We start from the raw sequence: 15,634 nt of genomic DNA, 5'->3' as shown, positions 1-15,634 counted from the left end.
ACTTCGTCATTTATACATAAAAAAGACAGAAAGCAAATCTCCCCATTCCCTATATATAATAAGGTATAAAGGGAGAAAAAGAGGGCAAAAACAGTCATATACCACAAACGTGGTAGTAAGAATGCCACTATTATGCGATTTCATAACTCGTTTTTTCGCCGTACCTTTGCATCGTCAATCAGAAATAATAAACAATTTAAAGAAAGGACATAGATTATGAGTACAGAAAAGAAACTTCGCTTTGAGACACTTCAGTTGCACGTAGGTCAGGAAAATCCAGATCCAGCTACCGACGCTCGTGCGGTGCCAATCTATCAGACCACCAGTTACGTGTTCCGCAACTCTCAGCATGCTGCTGATCGATTCGGACTCCGTGACGCAGGTAATATCTATGGTCGATTGACCAACTCTACTCAGGGTGTATTCGAAGACCGTGTGGCTGCCCTCGAAGGTGGTGTGGCAGGTCTTGCCGTAGCTTCTGGTGCTGCCGCTGTTACCTACGCTCTGCAGAACATCCTTCAGAACGGCGACCACATCGTAGCAGCCGACAACATCTACGGTGGTACTTATAACCTCATCACTCATACATTGACCACACAGGGCGTCAGCTACACCATCGTAGATCCTCGCAACTTCGAGCAAGTAGAGGCAGCTATCCAGGACAACACCAAGGCTCTCTATGCCGAGACCTTCGGAAATCCTAACTCAGATGTAACCGATATCGATAAGTTGGCTGAGATTGCTCATCGCCACAACATCCCATTGATTATCGACAACACCTTCGGCACTCCATATCTCATCCGTCCTATCGAGCACGGAGCCGACATCGTGGTTCACTCTGCCACCAAGTTCATCGGCGGTCACGGTTCTTCTCTCGGTGGCGTCATCGTAGATGGCGGTAAGTTCGACTGGAAGGCCAATGCCGACAAGTTCCCTACCCTCGCCAAGCCAGACCCATCTTATCACGGTGCAGTCTTCGCAGATGTAGCCGGAGCAGCAGCCTTCGTAACCCGAATCCGTGCCGTCATCCTTCGTGATACCGGTGCCACCATCTCTCCATTCAATGCCTGGATTCTGCTCCAGGGCTTGGAGACATTGAGCCTCCGTGTAGAGCGTCACGTACAGAATGCATTGAAGGTTGTGGAGTACTTGGAGAACAATCCAAAGGTGGCTAAGGTCAATCACCCAGCCGTCCCTTCTCATCCCGACCACGAGCTCTACAAGAAGCTCTTCCCTAACGGCGGTGGTTCTATCTTCACCTTCGATATCAAGGGCGGCGAGAAAGAGGCATGGGAGTTCATCGACCACCTGCGCATCTTCTCTTTGCTGGCCAACGTAGCCGACGTGAAGTCACTGGTTATCCACCCAGCCACCACCACCCACTCTCAGTTGAGTCCAGAGGAGCTGGAGGAGCAGCACATCTATCCTTCTACTGTTCGATTGAGCATCGGTATCGAGAACATCGACGACCTGATCGAGGCACTCGACGAGGCATTCACCTACGTAAAGTAAACATTACAAAACATTTGTCTTAACTTCTTTAACTCCTTAACTTCTTTAACTTCAAAAAACAAACAAAAATGGCAAAGATATATAAACAGATTACTGATTTAATCGGTAAGACCCCATTGGTAGAATTGGGTAAGTATTCAGCATCCAAGGGTTTGGAGACTCCTGTGATTGCTAAGGTAGAATTCTTCAATCCTGGCGGAAGCGTAAAAGACCGCGTAGCCCTCGCCATGATAGAGGATGCCGAGAAGAAAGGCATATTGAAACCAGGAGCCACCATCATCGAGCCTACCAGTGGCAACACGGGTGTAGGACTGGCATTGGTATCTGCCGTGAAGGGCTATCACCTCATCCTCACCATGCCCGAGACGATGAGTATTGAGCGACGCAACCTGGTAAAGGCTTATGGTGCAGAGGTAAGACTGACCAGTGGTAAAGACGGAATGACCGGTGCCATCAAGGCAGCCGAGGAACTCCGCGACTCCATCCCCGGCGCTGTCATTTTAGGACAGTTTGTCAATCCAGCCAATCCAGCCAAGCATTACGCCACTACAGGTCCTGAGATTTGGGAAGACACCGACGGCAAGGTAGACATCTTCGTGGCAGGTGTAGGAACTGGCGGCACCATATCGGGTATTGCCAAATACCTGAAGGAGCAGAATCCTGACGTGAAGGTCATCGCCGTAGAGCCAGCCACATCGGCAGTTCTCAATGGAAAGCAGAGTGGTCCTCACAAGATTCAGGGCATCGGTGCCGGCTTCGTGCCAAAGACCTATTCTTCGGAATATATCGACGAAGTGTTCGACGTACAGAACGATGATGCCATCAAGGCTGGCCGCGACTTGGCTCAGACCGAAGGCATCCTTGTGGGAATCTCTTCTGGTGCTGCAGCCTTTGCTGCCACCGAGATTGCGAAGCGTCCAGAGAACAAGGGCAAGAAGATTGTGGCGCTGCTCCCCGATACAGGCGAGCGATATCTAAGCACTGTACTCTATGCTTTCGAGGAGTATCCTCTGTAATTCACAATCGGATATTTCTGAAAAAGCAAAATCTATCATAATTTCCCCAACCAGCTTTCATATAGCGGGTTGGGGATTTTCATTTCCCAGAACTTCATATATATATTTGCAAATGCGATACCACCGCCCTAACTACCTATTTTTATATAGTTAGGGCGGTGCTATCGCTAAAATTCGAGATCATTTACCGCATAGAGCGGTACATTCGTAACCCAATCTTCCTGCTGATAATCATTCATGGAGATGCGATAGGCCTTCTTTGACTGGTTGTCTGCAACAAACTGGCGCAGGCTCTTTGCCTTGACATTCGTCTCGGCTTTCACCTCCAACGGAACAATCTCATCCTCCTCATCCTGGAGCAGGAAATCAATCTCCTGAGTACTGTTGGTCTTGGCATAATAATAGGGTTCATACCTGAGAATGAGCTGCTGCAAAACATACTGTTCCGTCAACGCACCTTTAAACTCGGTAAAAATACTGTTGCCAGCCACAATTGTCGTTGCCTTGAGATTAGACATCGCACCTAAAAGCCCGACATCCAGGACGAAGATCTTGAAGGCCGCCCGGTCTTCATAACTGGCAAGCGGCAGTCGGGGAGCCTTTACATTATATACCTTATATATCAGTCCGGCATCCAGCAGCCACTGCAAGGCCAACTCATACTCCCGGGCTCTTGCTCCCTCACGCACCACTCCATAGATAAACTTCCTGTTTTCCTTACTCAACTGGGCTGGCAAGGATTTCCACAAATCAGTAATACGGGGAATAATTTCCGATGGAGCATGCTTAGACATATCCCTCTGATAACTGTTCAGAATGTCCTTCTGTATGGCTCTCACCTCTTTCCAGTCACGATTCTGGCTAAAGCTCAATACGGCTTCAGGCATGCCTCCCACATAGTAATAATACTTTAAGAGTTCCTGAAACTTGGGAGCAAACATCGTTATCATATTCCAATCTTTCATTTGCAGCAGCTGCGCCAGATTCTTCTCCCCCATAGCCATCACGAACTCGATAAAGTTCATTGGATAGAGAGGGAGAAATTCCACCTTACCCACAGGAAAAGATTCCCCCTGATGCAGTTCGATACCCAGCAGAGAGCCAGCCGCGATGACATGATAGCCTGGCGCATTCTCTGCAAAATATTTGAGAGAAGTAACGGCATGAGGGGCAGCCTGAATCTCATCCAGGAATATCAGCGTTTCGCCCTCTGTGCAGGTTACATCCGTTGCAGCCCCAATAGCTGTAAGAATTCTATGGATATTGAAGTCCTGTTCAAAGAGATTCTGCAGAATCTTCATCTCTTCAAAGTTCACATACGCCAGCTGCTTGTAATTCTGGCGGGCAAACTCCTTCACCAGCCAAGTCTTTCCCACCTGTCTGGCACCCTCAACAATAAGAGGTTTACGATATTGTTTATTCTTCCATTTCAGAAGTTCATTGATAGCTAATCTTTCCATAATCCGTATCTTTAAATCACATTTTATGAGGGAATAATTACTCTTCCGCCCACATTTTATGAGGGAATAACACTACAAATATACACATTTTATGAGGGAATCCTGCAACTTTACCACACATTTTATAAAAGAGCACCCACTTTTTAACTGATTTTAAAGAAAGCCTCCCCTATCTCATAGAGGCTATATCAGTCATGAAAACGGACATTTTTTTTGGGGGGGGGTGGATAGCACTATCACTCTATAACCCAATCTATCCAATTTTCAGGTGTCACGATGCACTTATCTTTCACCTGATAAGCAGAAAGGAAAGAGGCAGGGAACTTTGTATTGGCACGCTTAGGATTCCACTTCATCTCAAACAAAGAAAACTGACCATCACACTCCTCCAGATAATCAATCTCCTGCTGCTGGCTGGTACGCCAAAAATAGCTGTTTACATATCGTCCAGCATTTTGATTAGCCTTCATTCGCTCACTAATGAAGAAGTTTTCCCACAAAGCCCCCACATCCTGCCTGAGAGCAAGAGGGGCAAAATTCTGCAAGATGGCATTACGTATTCCATTATCATAAAAGTAGAATTTCTTAGCACGTTTCAACTCCGTACGTAAGTTACGACTAAAGCCATTCAACTTGAATATGATATAACACTTTTCGAGCAAATCAATGTACTTCTCTACCGTTTTATTATCTGTTCCTACGGTCTGCGCCAACTCATTATATGAAACTTCACTTGTAACCTGCAGAGCCAAGGCTGTAAGCAGTTTGGACAACAGGACCGGGCGCCGAACACTTTCCAAATTCAACAAGTCCTTATACAGATAACTGTTAGACAAATTATACAGCAACTCCTTTGCATCCGTCTCATGATTCATGATATCTGGATAAGAGCCATAAATAAGCCGATTCTCTAATGTTTGTTTTACGTTAAGCAGTCCATAAGCCTTCATCAGTTCCCCTGTAGAAAAAGGGAAAAGATGGTACTCAAACTTGCGTCCTGTCAAAGGTTCGTTGAGCTTATTCTGCAATTCAAAAGAGGAGGAACCTGTCACCAAGAGTTGTACTTTTGGGAAATTATCCGTGATTCGTTTCAAAACCATACCGATGTTCTCTACCCGTTGAGCCTCATCTATCACAACAATAAGGTTGGTGCCAATAAGCAGGCGCAACTCTGATGAATTTGCCTTTGCCAACAACTCCCTTACTTCCGGTTCATCGCAATTCAACATAAGAGTAGGTTCATCACGATTTTCGAGCACCATTTCAAACAGCGTACTCTTACCTACTTGTCTGGCACCAATCACGATGATAGCCTTCCCTGAAAACATCCGAGTTTCAATTGTATCTTGTATTTGACGACGTATCATAAATTTTCTTCTTAGTTATGAATACTATTCTTTTGGGCACAAAGATAAGAAAAAATGACGTAAATCCCAAAAAACATACTAAGTTTTAGGATTATAATCCCAAAATTCATACTAATTTTTGGGATTAGGGCAATTTTCAACGTTTTCATCTATCTTCATCCCCTATCTCATAGAGGAAGGACACCTTTACGCAACGGGCTACATGGAAGGAAAAAACAGCTGAGGAGGTGCGGACGACAGTACTTTTTATGCACATAAAAGCATAAAAAAACTTTCATCATGCTCTTTTCTGCTGCAAATTCTGTATTTTTGCAGCCAGAACAAGTTTATTACAGACATGCAGACAAGCAAATATCTATTGGCCAACGAACGTGACAAAGAATGGGGACTCACCGTGAGCACCATAGGGTACGAGATGATCGAGCCGGGAGAATCCTATCCCACAAAAGGACATGCCGACGGCTATTACTTCGACCTGAAGAAGGGACGCGAGCTTGATGAATACCAGTTGCTCTACCAACCCGAGGGAGAAGGCGTGTTCCAGTCGGCACATATCGCAGAGACACCTATCAAGGCCGGTGACATATTCCTGCTCTTTCCTGGCGAATGGCACACTTACCACCCCTGTCCTGAGAAGGGATGGCACAGCTATTGGATAGGCTTCAAAGGCAAGAACATCGACGACAGAGTGAAGGCAGGATTCCTTTCACCCGAGAAACCTATTTACCATGTTGGGTTCAGCAACGACATACTAAGCCTCTACAAGGAGGCTTACCGCATAGCACAAGAGGAGGCCGCCTACTCGCAGCAAACATTGGCAGGAATCGTCAACCACCTCATCGGCATGATGTACTCTCTGGAACGCAACATCATCCTGAACAAGAACACAGCCCATGTGGATATGATCAACAAGGCCCGACTGCGCATACGCGAATCCTTGGAGAGCGACCTCACCATACAGAAGATAGCCGAAGACCTGGGGGTAAGCTACTCATCGTTCCGCAAACTCTTCAAGGAGTTTACAGGCATCGCTCCTGCCATGTATCAGCAAGATCTCCGACTGCAAAGAGCTAAGGAACTGCTCTCCACCACCGACGAGAGTATCAAGGAGATAGCCTACAGACTCAACTTCGAGTCGCCCGACTATTTCTCATCGAAGTTTAAGAACCAGACCGGTCTCAAGCCCTCTGAGTTTCGCAACAAAATGAGATAACAGCACCTGCGAACCCCGGAAGAGCATTCTTCGCAAGAAAAGAAGAAAGGAGAAAACAAAGAGCTGAAGAAAGGAGAAAACAAAGAAAAGGCAACCTGTCACTACGACAAGTTGCCTTTTTTTATTTCATCGACTCAAAAGAGTCAGTTTACACTGCATAGAGGAAAGTGCGGATAAACCAGTAGCTTACGATACCAGCCAAATAGCCCACGAAGGCAATCCATGAAATGTGCTTCATGTACCAGCCGAAGGTGATCTTCTCTAAGCCCATGACAACCACACCAGCAGCACTACCGATAATCAGCATAGAACCACCGACACCAGCACTGTAAGCCAACAACTGCCAGAAGATTCCGTCAACAGCCATATCGCCTACAGCAGCCACAGGATACATACCCATACAGCCTGCTACCAAAGGCACATTGTCCACAATACTTGAAAGCACACCAATGATACCTGTTACGAGGTAGTGATTGCCGTCGAAGGCAACATTCAGTCCCTGACCTAAAGCTGTCAGTACGCCGATTTCTGCCAGACAAGACACAGCCATCAAGATACCGAGGAAGAAGAGAATGGTGCTCATATCCACACGAGAGAGCAACTTGGTTACTCGCTTCTGTGTACCCTCAGCATCCTGTCCGCGATGCAAACTGCGATAGAACACCTCGGTAGCAGTCCACAGCACACCCAATACCAAGAGGATGCCTACGAATGGAGGCAGGTGGGTAATGCTCTTGAAGATAGGAACAAAGATCAAACCGCCAACACCCAACCAGAACACAGCCTTGCGCTGACCTTCTGTGAAGTCGCTTACAGAAGCATTCTGCTGGGCAGAAACCTCAGGCATCACGAGTTCGCCCTTCAGCATAGTCTGAAGAATCAAGGCTGGAAGAACCATGGAAACAACAGATGGGATGAAGATCTCGGCGATCACACCAGCTGCGGTTATCAGTCCCTTGTTCCAAAGCATGATGGTGGTAACGTCGCCGATGGGCGAGAAAGCGCCACCCGAGTTGGCTGCAATGATGACAAGCGAGGCGTATACCATACGGTCCTTGTGGTCGGTAACGAGCTTACGCAGAATCATAATCATCACGATACTGGTAGTCAGGTTGTCGAGGATGGCAGAAAGGAAGAAGGTAAGGAAGGCTATGCGCCACAGCAGGGCACGCTTCGACTTTGTCTTCATCACCTTGCGAACCCAGTTGAATCCGCCATTCTGGTCTACTATCTCTACGATCGTCATGGCTCCCATCAGGAAGAAGAGGGTCGTTGCAGTATCGCCCAGGTGTTCCTGGATAATACCCGTTACCTTTTCTACCATTCCTGCAGCACCACCTGTATAGTCAGGGTGCATCATCTGCAGATACTGCATAGGGTCAACCATGTAGAGTGTCCAGCACCCCACGAGCATGAGCAAGGCTATCGCAGCCTTGTTTACCTTCGTCAGGCTCTCTGTGGCTATAAGAGCATAGCCAAGCACAAAGACGACGATAATCGAAATTGTTAATGTTGTCATTTTTAATTGTTTGTGTTAGATATTTTTTTATATTTGTTTGTTTTGGTTCGTATTTTTACCAAACGCGTGCAAAGTTACGAAAAGAAACGCAATATCTGTCCTTTTCCTTATTATATTTATATGAAATCGTTTACTTACTTTTATTTTTGTTCGAAACAGCAGGTGTTTTCTTCTATCTGTTACTGTTTCACGTAGCCTTCCTGACGACAGAAAAATCACCGGGTCAAAAAATAAGGATGAAAAATCAAATAATCGTGGTCGGCAGCTTCTTTTAGTACTATCTTTGCAACCGTAAACAACATAGGAAATCTAACGACCTAATCGAATGAACAACAAAAAATACTATTTTGCGGTAGACCTCGGTGCTACCAGCGGACGAACCATCATCGGTTCTTTGTCGGAAGGTAAGTTCTGTCTCGAAGAACTGACACGCTTCGACAACAACCTGATACAGACAGGCGGACACTTCTACTGGGACATCTATGCCCTGTATCAGGAAATCATCAAAGGTCTGAAACTGGTGGCGCAACGCGGCATCAACATACAGAGCATCGGTATCGACACCTGGGGATGCGACTTCGTATACGTGGCCATGGACGGAGCCATACTGCGCAATCCGCTGGCTTACCGCGACCCACACACCGTGGGCATGATGGAGAAATACTTCGACGAGAAGATAAGCAAGGAAAAGATATACGAGAAGACGGGCATACAGTTTATGAACTTCAACTCGCTTTTCCAGCTTTATGCCATGCGCAAGGCTGGCAACGTGGCGCTCGAGAATGCCGACAAGATACTCTTCATCCCCGACGCGCTGAGCTATATGCTTACAGGCAATGCCATCTGTGAATACACCGTGGCTTCCACCTCGCAGATCCTCAACCCTATGACAGGCGACCTCGACAACGATCTCGTAGAAAGCCTTGGACTGAAGAGAGAGCAATTTGGAAAGATGACCCATCCTGCAACCATCATAGGCACCCTGACCGAAGAGGTTCAGCAGATGACCGGTCTGAAGGATGTGCCCGTTATTGCCGTGGCAGGACATGACACAGCCAGTGCAGTAGCTGCCGTGCCTGCCAAGAACGAGGAATTTGCCTACCTGAGCTCTGGCACATGGAGCCTGATGGGCATTGAGACCAAGAACGCCATCATCAACGAGAAGAGCTACGAACTCAACTTCACCAACGAGGGAGGAATAGAGGGTACGACCCGATTCCTCAAGAATATCTGCGGCATGTGGATTTACGAGCGTTGCCGCAAGGAATGGAAAGACGAGGCTGCAGCCCATCAGAAAGACATGACAGCCTTGGGACATGGCGAACTGATAGCAGAAGCGATGAAGCAACCAGCCTTCCAGAGCATCATCAACCCCGACGATGACTGCTTCGCCAATCCTTCGAGCATGACAGAGGTCATCCAACAATATTGCGAAAAGACCGGACAGCATGTGCCACAAACGAATGGCGAGTTCTGCCGTTGTATCTTCGAGAGTCTGGCTCTCCGTTATCGTCAGGTATTTGGCTGGCTGAAGGAGTTTGCCGACATCGACCTCAATGTTCTTCATATAATAGGTGGAGGCTCGCTCAACAAACATCTCAACCAGTTCACCGCCAACAGTTGTGGTGTCAGCATATTGGCAGGTCCTCAGGAAGGAACAGCCATAGGCAACATCATGTTGCAGGCAAAGGCATCGGGCGATGTGAAGGATATATGGGAAATGCGACAGATCATCGCCAACTCTATCGAGTTGCAGCAATTTGAGCCTCAGGACAAGGAGGCATGGGATGCGGCATACGAGAAGTTTTTAAAGGTAAAAGGGTAAAAAAGTAAAAAGGTAAAAACTTCTGAACTTGCTAAAATTCAAAAAATAATAACAACAATAATAAAAAGCTTAAAAACAATGAAAGCAGATTTGATTTTAAAGAATTACGAGATTGCCAAGGAGCGCTATGCGGCTCTTGGTGTGGATACAGACAAGGCTATTGCCACATTAGAGAAGACTCCTATCTCCCTGCACTGCTGGCAGGCTGACGATGTGGTAGGTTTTGAACGTGGCGAAGCTGCATCGGGTGGCATACAGAGTACTGGCAACTATCCCGGCAAGGCTCGCAATATCGACGAGCTGCGTCAGGACATCGAGAAGGTAAACTCTCTTCTGGCTGGTACCTTCCGTCTTAACCTGCATGAGATTTACGGTGAGTTCGGTGGCAAGCAGATTGACCGCAACGAGGTAACCGTCGACCAGTTCACAGGCTGGATGCAGTGGGCTAAGGAGCAGAACATGAAGCTCGACTTCAACTCTACTTCTTTCTCTCACCCTAAGAGTGGAAGTCTCTCTTTGTCAAATCCCGATCCTGCTATCCGCGAGTTCTGGATAGAGCACACCAAGCGTTGCCGTCGCATTGCCGATGCTATGGGTAAGTTCCAGAACGATCCATGTATCATGAACATCTGGGTACACGATGGCAGCAAGGACATCACCGTAGAGAAAGGCCGCTATCGTGAGATTCTGAAGAACTCGCTCGATGAAATCCTGGCAGAGGAGTTGCCAAATATGAAGTCTTGTCTCGAAGCTAAACTCTTCGGTATCGGACTGGAGGCTTACACCGTAGGTTCTCACGACTTCTACGCAGGCTATTGCGCCAAGAACAATGTGATGTACACCCTCGACACAGGTCACTATGAGCCTACAGAGAATGTTTCGGATGCAGTTTCCGCACTCCTTCTCTTCGTGCCCGAACTGATGCTCCACGTATCTCGTCCTATGCACTGGGATTCTGACCACGTGACTCTCTTCGACGACAACACCCGCAACCTCTTCTCAGAATTGGTTCGTGCCAATGCACTCGATCGTGCACACATCGGTCTCGACTATTTCGATGGTTCCATCAATCGTATCGGAGCTTATATCATCGGCGTACGTGCTGCCCAGAAGTCTTTGCTGCAGGCATTCCTTGAGCCACTGGATACACTTCGCAAGTATGAGGACGAGGGCAAGCTCTTCCAGCGCTTGGCTCTCTTGGAGGAAGAGAAAACTTTGCCTTTCGGTGCTGTTTACGACTACTTCAACCTGAAGAACAATATCCCTGTAGGCGAGGAATACATTGCCGACATCGAGAAATACGAGGCAGAAGTTCTCGCTAAGAGAAACTAAGATATTGAACATTTGTATGTTCAGGAGTTAAAGAAGTTAAAGGAGTTAAGACAACAGTCTTTGCACGTAGTTTTTAAGCAACAAGACATACGTCTTAACTCCTTAACTCCCTTAACTCCTTTAACTTCTTTAACTTCTTTATATACTAAAGTTCAGTAACCTAAAAACCAAACTATTAACAATATGGAAATATTAATAGGACTTTTAATCATAGCAGTGGGCGCCTTCTGCCAGTCGAGCTGCTATGTTCCAATCAATAAGATAAAGGACTGGAGCTGGGAATCCTACTGGATTGTACAGGGCGTCTTTGCGTGGCTTATCCTTCCTTTCATAGGCGCCATGCTCGCCGTGCCAAGCGGCCATTCGTTCTTCGAGCTCTTCGACGGCTATGGCTTCGAGGTGATGATGACCATGCTCTTCGGTATGCTCTGGGGAGTGGGAGGTCTTACCTTCGGACTCTCCATGCGCTACTTGGGAGTGGCATTAGGACAGAGCATTGCCTTAGGTACATGTGCTGGCTTGGGCACCATCATGGGTCCCGTGTTGCTCAACATCTTCTTCCCCGAGATGGATGCCTTGTCTTCGCTCACCTTCAGCGTAATCCTCGGAGTGGTGGTCACCTTGCTGGGTATCGCCATCATCGGAGTGGCAGGAAGCATGAAGGCCTCATCGCTCTCAGAAGAAGAGAAGAAGGCTGCAGTCAAGGATTTCAACTTCCCCAAGGGTTTGACTATCGCGCTGCTGGCAGGTTTCATGAGCGGATGCTTCAACGTAGGTCTGGCTTTCGGAAGCGACATACACTTCGGCACCTTCACTCCCGATATGTACAAGACACTTCCTGCTACCTTCCTGGTAACAGTGGGTGGATTCATCACCAATGCCATCTATTGCTTCTATCAGAACTCCAAGAACCACACTTGGGGTGATTATCTGAAGCGCGAGGTATGGAACAACAACATCTTGTTCTGTGCTTTGGCAGGTGCCTTGTGGTACAGTCAGTTCTTCGGACTGTCATTGGGCAAAGGCTTCCTCAACGAGTCGCCTACCCTCATGACGCTCTCCTTCTGCATCCTGATGGCACTCAATGTTGTATTCTCCAACGTATGGGGCATCATCCTGAAGGAATGGAAGGGCTGTTCACCCAGAACCATTGCCGTGCTCATCCTCGGCATCGTGGTGCTCATCATCTCGAGTTTCTTACCACAATGGGTATAAGAAGAATACTACCGACATTTCACTTTTATTGATGATTTAGATTAGATAGGGGCACTCCTTGTGAGTGCTCTTTTTTTGTAACATCTTTGTCTCAACTTCGTTAATACCTTTCAATCTCATCGCAACCACCCTGTAACAATACCATCGTATCTTTGCATCCGAAAAGAAGAGGGTTATCATAACCCAATTCCCGACAAAGAGAGAGGGAACTGAAACAAGCAGTCCTCTCAGACAAAAGAAGATGTAACAAGAAAAAAGAAAAAGGTATGAAACTAAAAAGGGGAATCATTGCTTTGGGATTGCTTTCGGCTGTAAGCTTGCAGTCGTGGGCGCAACAACTCAAGGGAGTCGTTATCGACAAAAACTCGAAAGAGACACTCATCGGAGCCGTTATCAGTATCGAAGGAACCGATGTGAAAGCAGTAACCGACGTGAACGGAAACTTTTCGTTCGAAGGATTGAAAGATGGTACTTATACATTATATATAAAATATGTAGGGTATAAAACTCTAAAAATTGACGGGGTTCAGATGAAGGATGCAAAACTGACGATTGCTTTGCAGCCCGATGAACAGCAACTGAAAGGCGTAACCGTTACCGCAGTGGAAAGGCGTAATACGGATGCGGCAATGATACAGGTAGCCAAAAGCAGTCCCGTCATCGTGAGCAATGTTTCAGCACAAGAAATAAGTCGTACGCAAGACACCAATGCGGGTGAGGTGATACGCCGTGTGCCAGGCGTGAGCCTCATCGACGACAAGTTCGTCATGGTACGTGGACTGTCTCAGCGTTACAACAATGTTTGGGTCAACGGAGGAGCGGTGCCCAGTTCGGAGGCCGACTCAAGGGCATTCTCCTTCGACATCATCCCAAGTTCACAAATTGACAATCTTACTATCGTGAAAAGCCCAACCGCAGAATATCCTGCCGACTATTCGGGCGGTTTTATCATCGTCAACACCAAAGAGATTCCGGCAGAAAACAGTTTTTCTTTATCTGTAGGTGGAAACTGGAACACAGCTTCAGCCTTCCAGGACTTTGCCTACTCTAAAGGTTCGGCAACCGATTTCCTGGCTTTCGACAACGGGATGCGGAGCATTCACGGAGGTATCAATGCCTCCTTGGCTCCTCAGCTCGATGCCAACGGCAGCCCGATAGACAACTATGCCACATCCCTCTTGGGCAACCACCTGAACAACGACTGGATGGTAAAGAGCAAGAAGCCCCTGGGCGACCTGAAGTTGGCAGCCAGCCTGAACCACCGATGGATGTTGGGAGGCAGAACACTCGGCATGCTTGCCGCACTGAACTACACCAATGAATATCGCACCTACGAGAAGATGGAGAACAACCTCTTTGGTATCTACGATGCTGCTAACGACAAGCCCAACTACCTGCGTCATTCTGTCGACGACCAATATAATAATAATGTCAGACTCGGAGCCATGCTCAACTTCACCCTCCTCTCCAAGGACGGCAACCACAAGTACCAACTCAAGAACATCTTCAACCAGTTGGCTACAAGTCGATATACCTGGCGTGACGGTGTGAGCGCACAGTCGAACCTGGAACGAAGTGCTGAGTATTACTACCGCAGTCGAACTACATATAACGGTCAGCTTACCGGCAAGCACACCTTCACCAGCGATGCCCTTGACTGGAGTATCGGGTATGCGTATGCCAACCGTCATTTGCCTGACCGTCGTAGATATCTCATCGACGATGCTCTCGAATCGGGCGTATACGCCCTGAGCACCGGAAACGACATATCTCGCGAGTGGACACAACTCGACGAGCACATTCTCTCTCTTGGCATCAACGACAAGCACCACTTCAAGTTTGGCAACTTTGAGCCAGACTTGCAGGTGGGTGCCTACGGAGAGTATCGAAGCCGCAAGTACCAGACTCGCAATTTTATCTACAACTGGAATGTTTCTGACAATAATATGCCATCCGACTTCCGCCACAGCGACATCCCTACCCTTCTTTCCAATGAGGAGAATATGGGCTACGACAAACTGTACTTGCTTGAGCAGAAGCAGATGCGCAACAACTATCGCGGACACAACACATTAGGCGCAGGATACCTTACCTTGTCTCTCCCCTTTGGGCAGTTTGGCATCCACGCTGGTGTCCGCTTTGAGCACAACGACATGGAGCTGATCTCCAATACCCGCGATTACGAGAAGAGCGAGACAAGCCGCCACTACAGAACCAGCGACTTCTTCCCTTCACTCAATACCACCTACAAGTTGAACGACCAGCATCAGATTCGTCTGTCGTATGGCCGCAGCATCAACCGACCTGAGTTCCGCGAGGTTTCATCATCAGTTTACTACGACTTCGACCTGGCAAGCAACGTGCAGGGAAATACAGAGTTGAAGAACTGCTATGTCGACAATCTCGACTTGCGCTACGAATGGTATCCATCAAGAGGCGAACTCATCTCACTGGCTGTCTTCTACAAGCACTTCGACTCGCCCATAGAATGGACCTACACCGTGGCTGGCGGTACCGACCTCATCTATTCATACAAGAACGCCAAGAGTGCCAGCAACTACGGAATAGAGTTGGATATCCGCAAGAGTCTCGACTTCATAGGTCTTCACGACTTCAGCTGGTCGTTCAATGGAGCCCTGATCAAGAGCAAGGTGCAGTTTGAGAAAGGAGCCAAAGAGGAGAACAGACCCATGCAGGGACAGTCGCCCTACCTCATCAACACCGGACTCTTCTATAAGAACGAGCCTCTCAAGATGGACATTGCCCTGCTCTACAACCGCATCGGAAAACGAATCATCGGTGTGGGAAGAAGCGAAGGAAGCTCTGGAGACGACTCCAATGCACGAGTGCCCCACAGCTACGAGATGCCTCGCAACACCATCGACCTCTCGTTTGCCAAGAAGTTTGGCAGCCACCTGGAACTGAAACTCAACATCAGAGACCTGCTGGCAGAAAAAGTTTACTACAAGCAGTTTGCCGACGTGACCTACAGCGATGGACGAACCAAAGAGGTTGAGGAGATTACAAGATGCTACAAACCTGGCAGAAACATAGGTTTGCAGGCGATATATAAATTTTAGAAAGAAGTTTAGCAAAGGTAACAACTCAGCCCCCTATAGCCATAAGTAGTTACTTTAATACGGTACAAATTGTTTTCAGTTCGTTATGATTTGTT

The 15,634-nt window shown here is 47.5% G+C and carries 10 protein-coding genes; 7 read left to right on the top strand and 3 right to left on the bottom strand.

The window, feature by feature from the left end:
- Positions 1-216 precede the first annotated feature (216 nt).
- Positions 217-1,512, top strand: coding sequence for an O-acetylhomoserine aminocarboxypropyltransferase/cysteine synthase family protein (locus tag P3T48_RS02890; protein WP_276505561.1), 1,296 nt, complete (start codon positions 217-219; stop codon positions 1,510-1,512).
- 68 nt (positions 1,513-1,580) lie between these two features.
- A complete protein-coding gene (gene cysK, locus P3T48_RS02885) occupies positions 1,581-2,528 on the top strand; it encodes a cysteine synthase A (protein WP_158462471.1) in 948 nt (315 codons plus the stop codon).
- A 167-nt stretch (positions 2,529-2,695) separates the two neighbouring features.
- Here the strand turns inward: cysK and P3T48_RS02880 are convergent, their stop codons facing one another.
- Positions 2,696-3,988: an ATP-binding protein gene (locus P3T48_RS02880; RefSeq protein ID WP_276505560.1), complete on the bottom strand. Its 1,293-nt coding sequence runs from the start codon at positions 3,986-3,988 to the stop codon at positions 2,696-2,698.
- 236 nt (positions 3,989-4,224) lie between these two features.
- Positions 4,225-5,355 (bottom strand): ATP-binding protein, encoded by a 1,131-nt coding sequence (locus P3T48_RS02875; RefSeq protein WP_293448005.1) that lies wholly within the window; start codon positions 5,353-5,355, stop codon positions 4,225-4,227.
- A 337-nt stretch (positions 5,356-5,692) separates the two neighbouring features.
- Between P3T48_RS02875 and P3T48_RS02870 the strand changes: the two genes are divergently transcribed.
- Positions 5,693-6,568, top strand: a complete 876-nt coding sequence (locus P3T48_RS02870; RefSeq protein WP_022252695.1) for an AraC family transcriptional regulator — start codon at positions 5,693-5,695, stop codon at positions 6,566-6,568.
- Between the two features lie 148 nt (positions 6,569-6,716).
- Here P3T48_RS02870 and nhaD read toward each other — a convergent pair whose 3' ends face one another.
- Positions 6,717-8,087: a sodium:proton antiporter NhaD gene (gene nhaD, locus P3T48_RS02865; protein WP_276505558.1), complete on the bottom strand. Its 1,371-nt coding sequence runs from the start codon at positions 8,085-8,087 to the stop codon at positions 6,717-6,719.
- Between the two features lie 325 nt (positions 8,088-8,412).
- Here nhaD and rhaB point away from each other — a divergent pair, with 325 nt between their 5' ends.
- From rhaB to P3T48_RS02845, 4 genes are all read left to right on the top strand, one after another.
- Complete coding sequence (gene rhaB / locus P3T48_RS02860) at positions 8,413-9,912, top strand: rhamnulokinase (protein ID WP_276505557.1); 1,500 nt, start codon at positions 8,413-8,415, stop codon at positions 9,910-9,912.
- Between the two features lie 78 nt (positions 9,913-9,990).
- The gene (locus P3T48_RS02855; RefSeq protein WP_022252698.1) at positions 9,991-11,244 is read left to right on the top strand and encodes an L-rhamnose isomerase; all 1,254 of its coding nucleotides are present in this window, start codon (positions 9,991-9,993) and stop codon (positions 11,242-11,244) included.
- Between the two features lie 183 nt (positions 11,245-11,427).
- Positions 11,428-12,459, top strand: coding sequence for an L-rhamnose/proton symporter RhaT (locus tag P3T48_RS02850; protein ID WP_276505556.1), 1,032 nt, complete (start codon positions 11,428-11,430; stop codon positions 12,457-12,459).
- Positions 12,460-12,725: 266 nt separating this feature from the next.
- Complete coding sequence (locus P3T48_RS02845) at positions 12,726-15,539, top strand: TonB-dependent receptor (RefSeq protein WP_276505555.1); 2,814 nt, start codon at positions 12,726-12,728, stop codon at positions 15,537-15,539.
- Positions 15,540-15,634 lie beyond the last annotated feature (95 nt).

The sequence above is a fragment of the Segatella intestinalis genome (genome assembly GCF_029348455.1).
Classification (GTDB): Bacteria; Bacteroidota; Bacteroidia; order Bacteroidales; family Bacteroidaceae; genus Prevotella.
Note: the sequence above shows the minus strand (reverse complement) of the source record. Positions and strands in the feature narration are given on the sequence as shown.

Coding starts and splice junctions, on each gene's coding strand:
- P3T48_RS02890 (WP_276505561.1), top strand. CDS start 217: ATGAGTACAGAAAAGAAACTTCGCTTTGAGACACTTCAGTTGCACGTA.
- cysK (WP_158462471.1), top strand. CDS start 1,581: ATGGCAAAGATATATAAACAGATTACTGATTTAATCGGTAAGACCCCA.
- P3T48_RS02880 (WP_276505560.1), bottom strand. CDS start 3,988: ATGGAAAGATTAGCTATCAATGAACTTCTGAAATGGAAGAATAAACAA.
- P3T48_RS02875 (WP_293448005.1), bottom strand. CDS start 5,355: ATGATACGTCGTCAAATACAAGATACAATTGAAACTCGGATGTTTTCA.
- P3T48_RS02870 (WP_022252695.1), top strand. CDS start 5,693: ATGCAGACAAGCAAATATCTATTGGCCAACGAACGTGACAAAGAATGG.
- nhaD (WP_276505558.1), bottom strand. CDS start 8,087: ATGACAACATTAACAATTTCGATTATCGTCGTCTTTGTGCTTGGCTAT.
- rhaB (WP_276505557.1), top strand. CDS start 8,413: ATGAACAACAAAAAATACTATTTTGCGGTAGACCTCGGTGCTACCAGC.
- P3T48_RS02855 (WP_022252698.1), top strand. CDS start 9,991: ATGAAAGCAGATTTGATTTTAAAGAATTACGAGATTGCCAAGGAGCGC.
- P3T48_RS02850 (WP_276505556.1), top strand. CDS start 11,428: ATGGAAATATTAATAGGACTTTTAATCATAGCAGTGGGCGCCTTCTGC.
- P3T48_RS02845 (WP_276505555.1), top strand. CDS start 12,726: ATGAAACTAAAAAGGGGAATCATTGCTTTGGGATTGCTTTCGGCTGTA.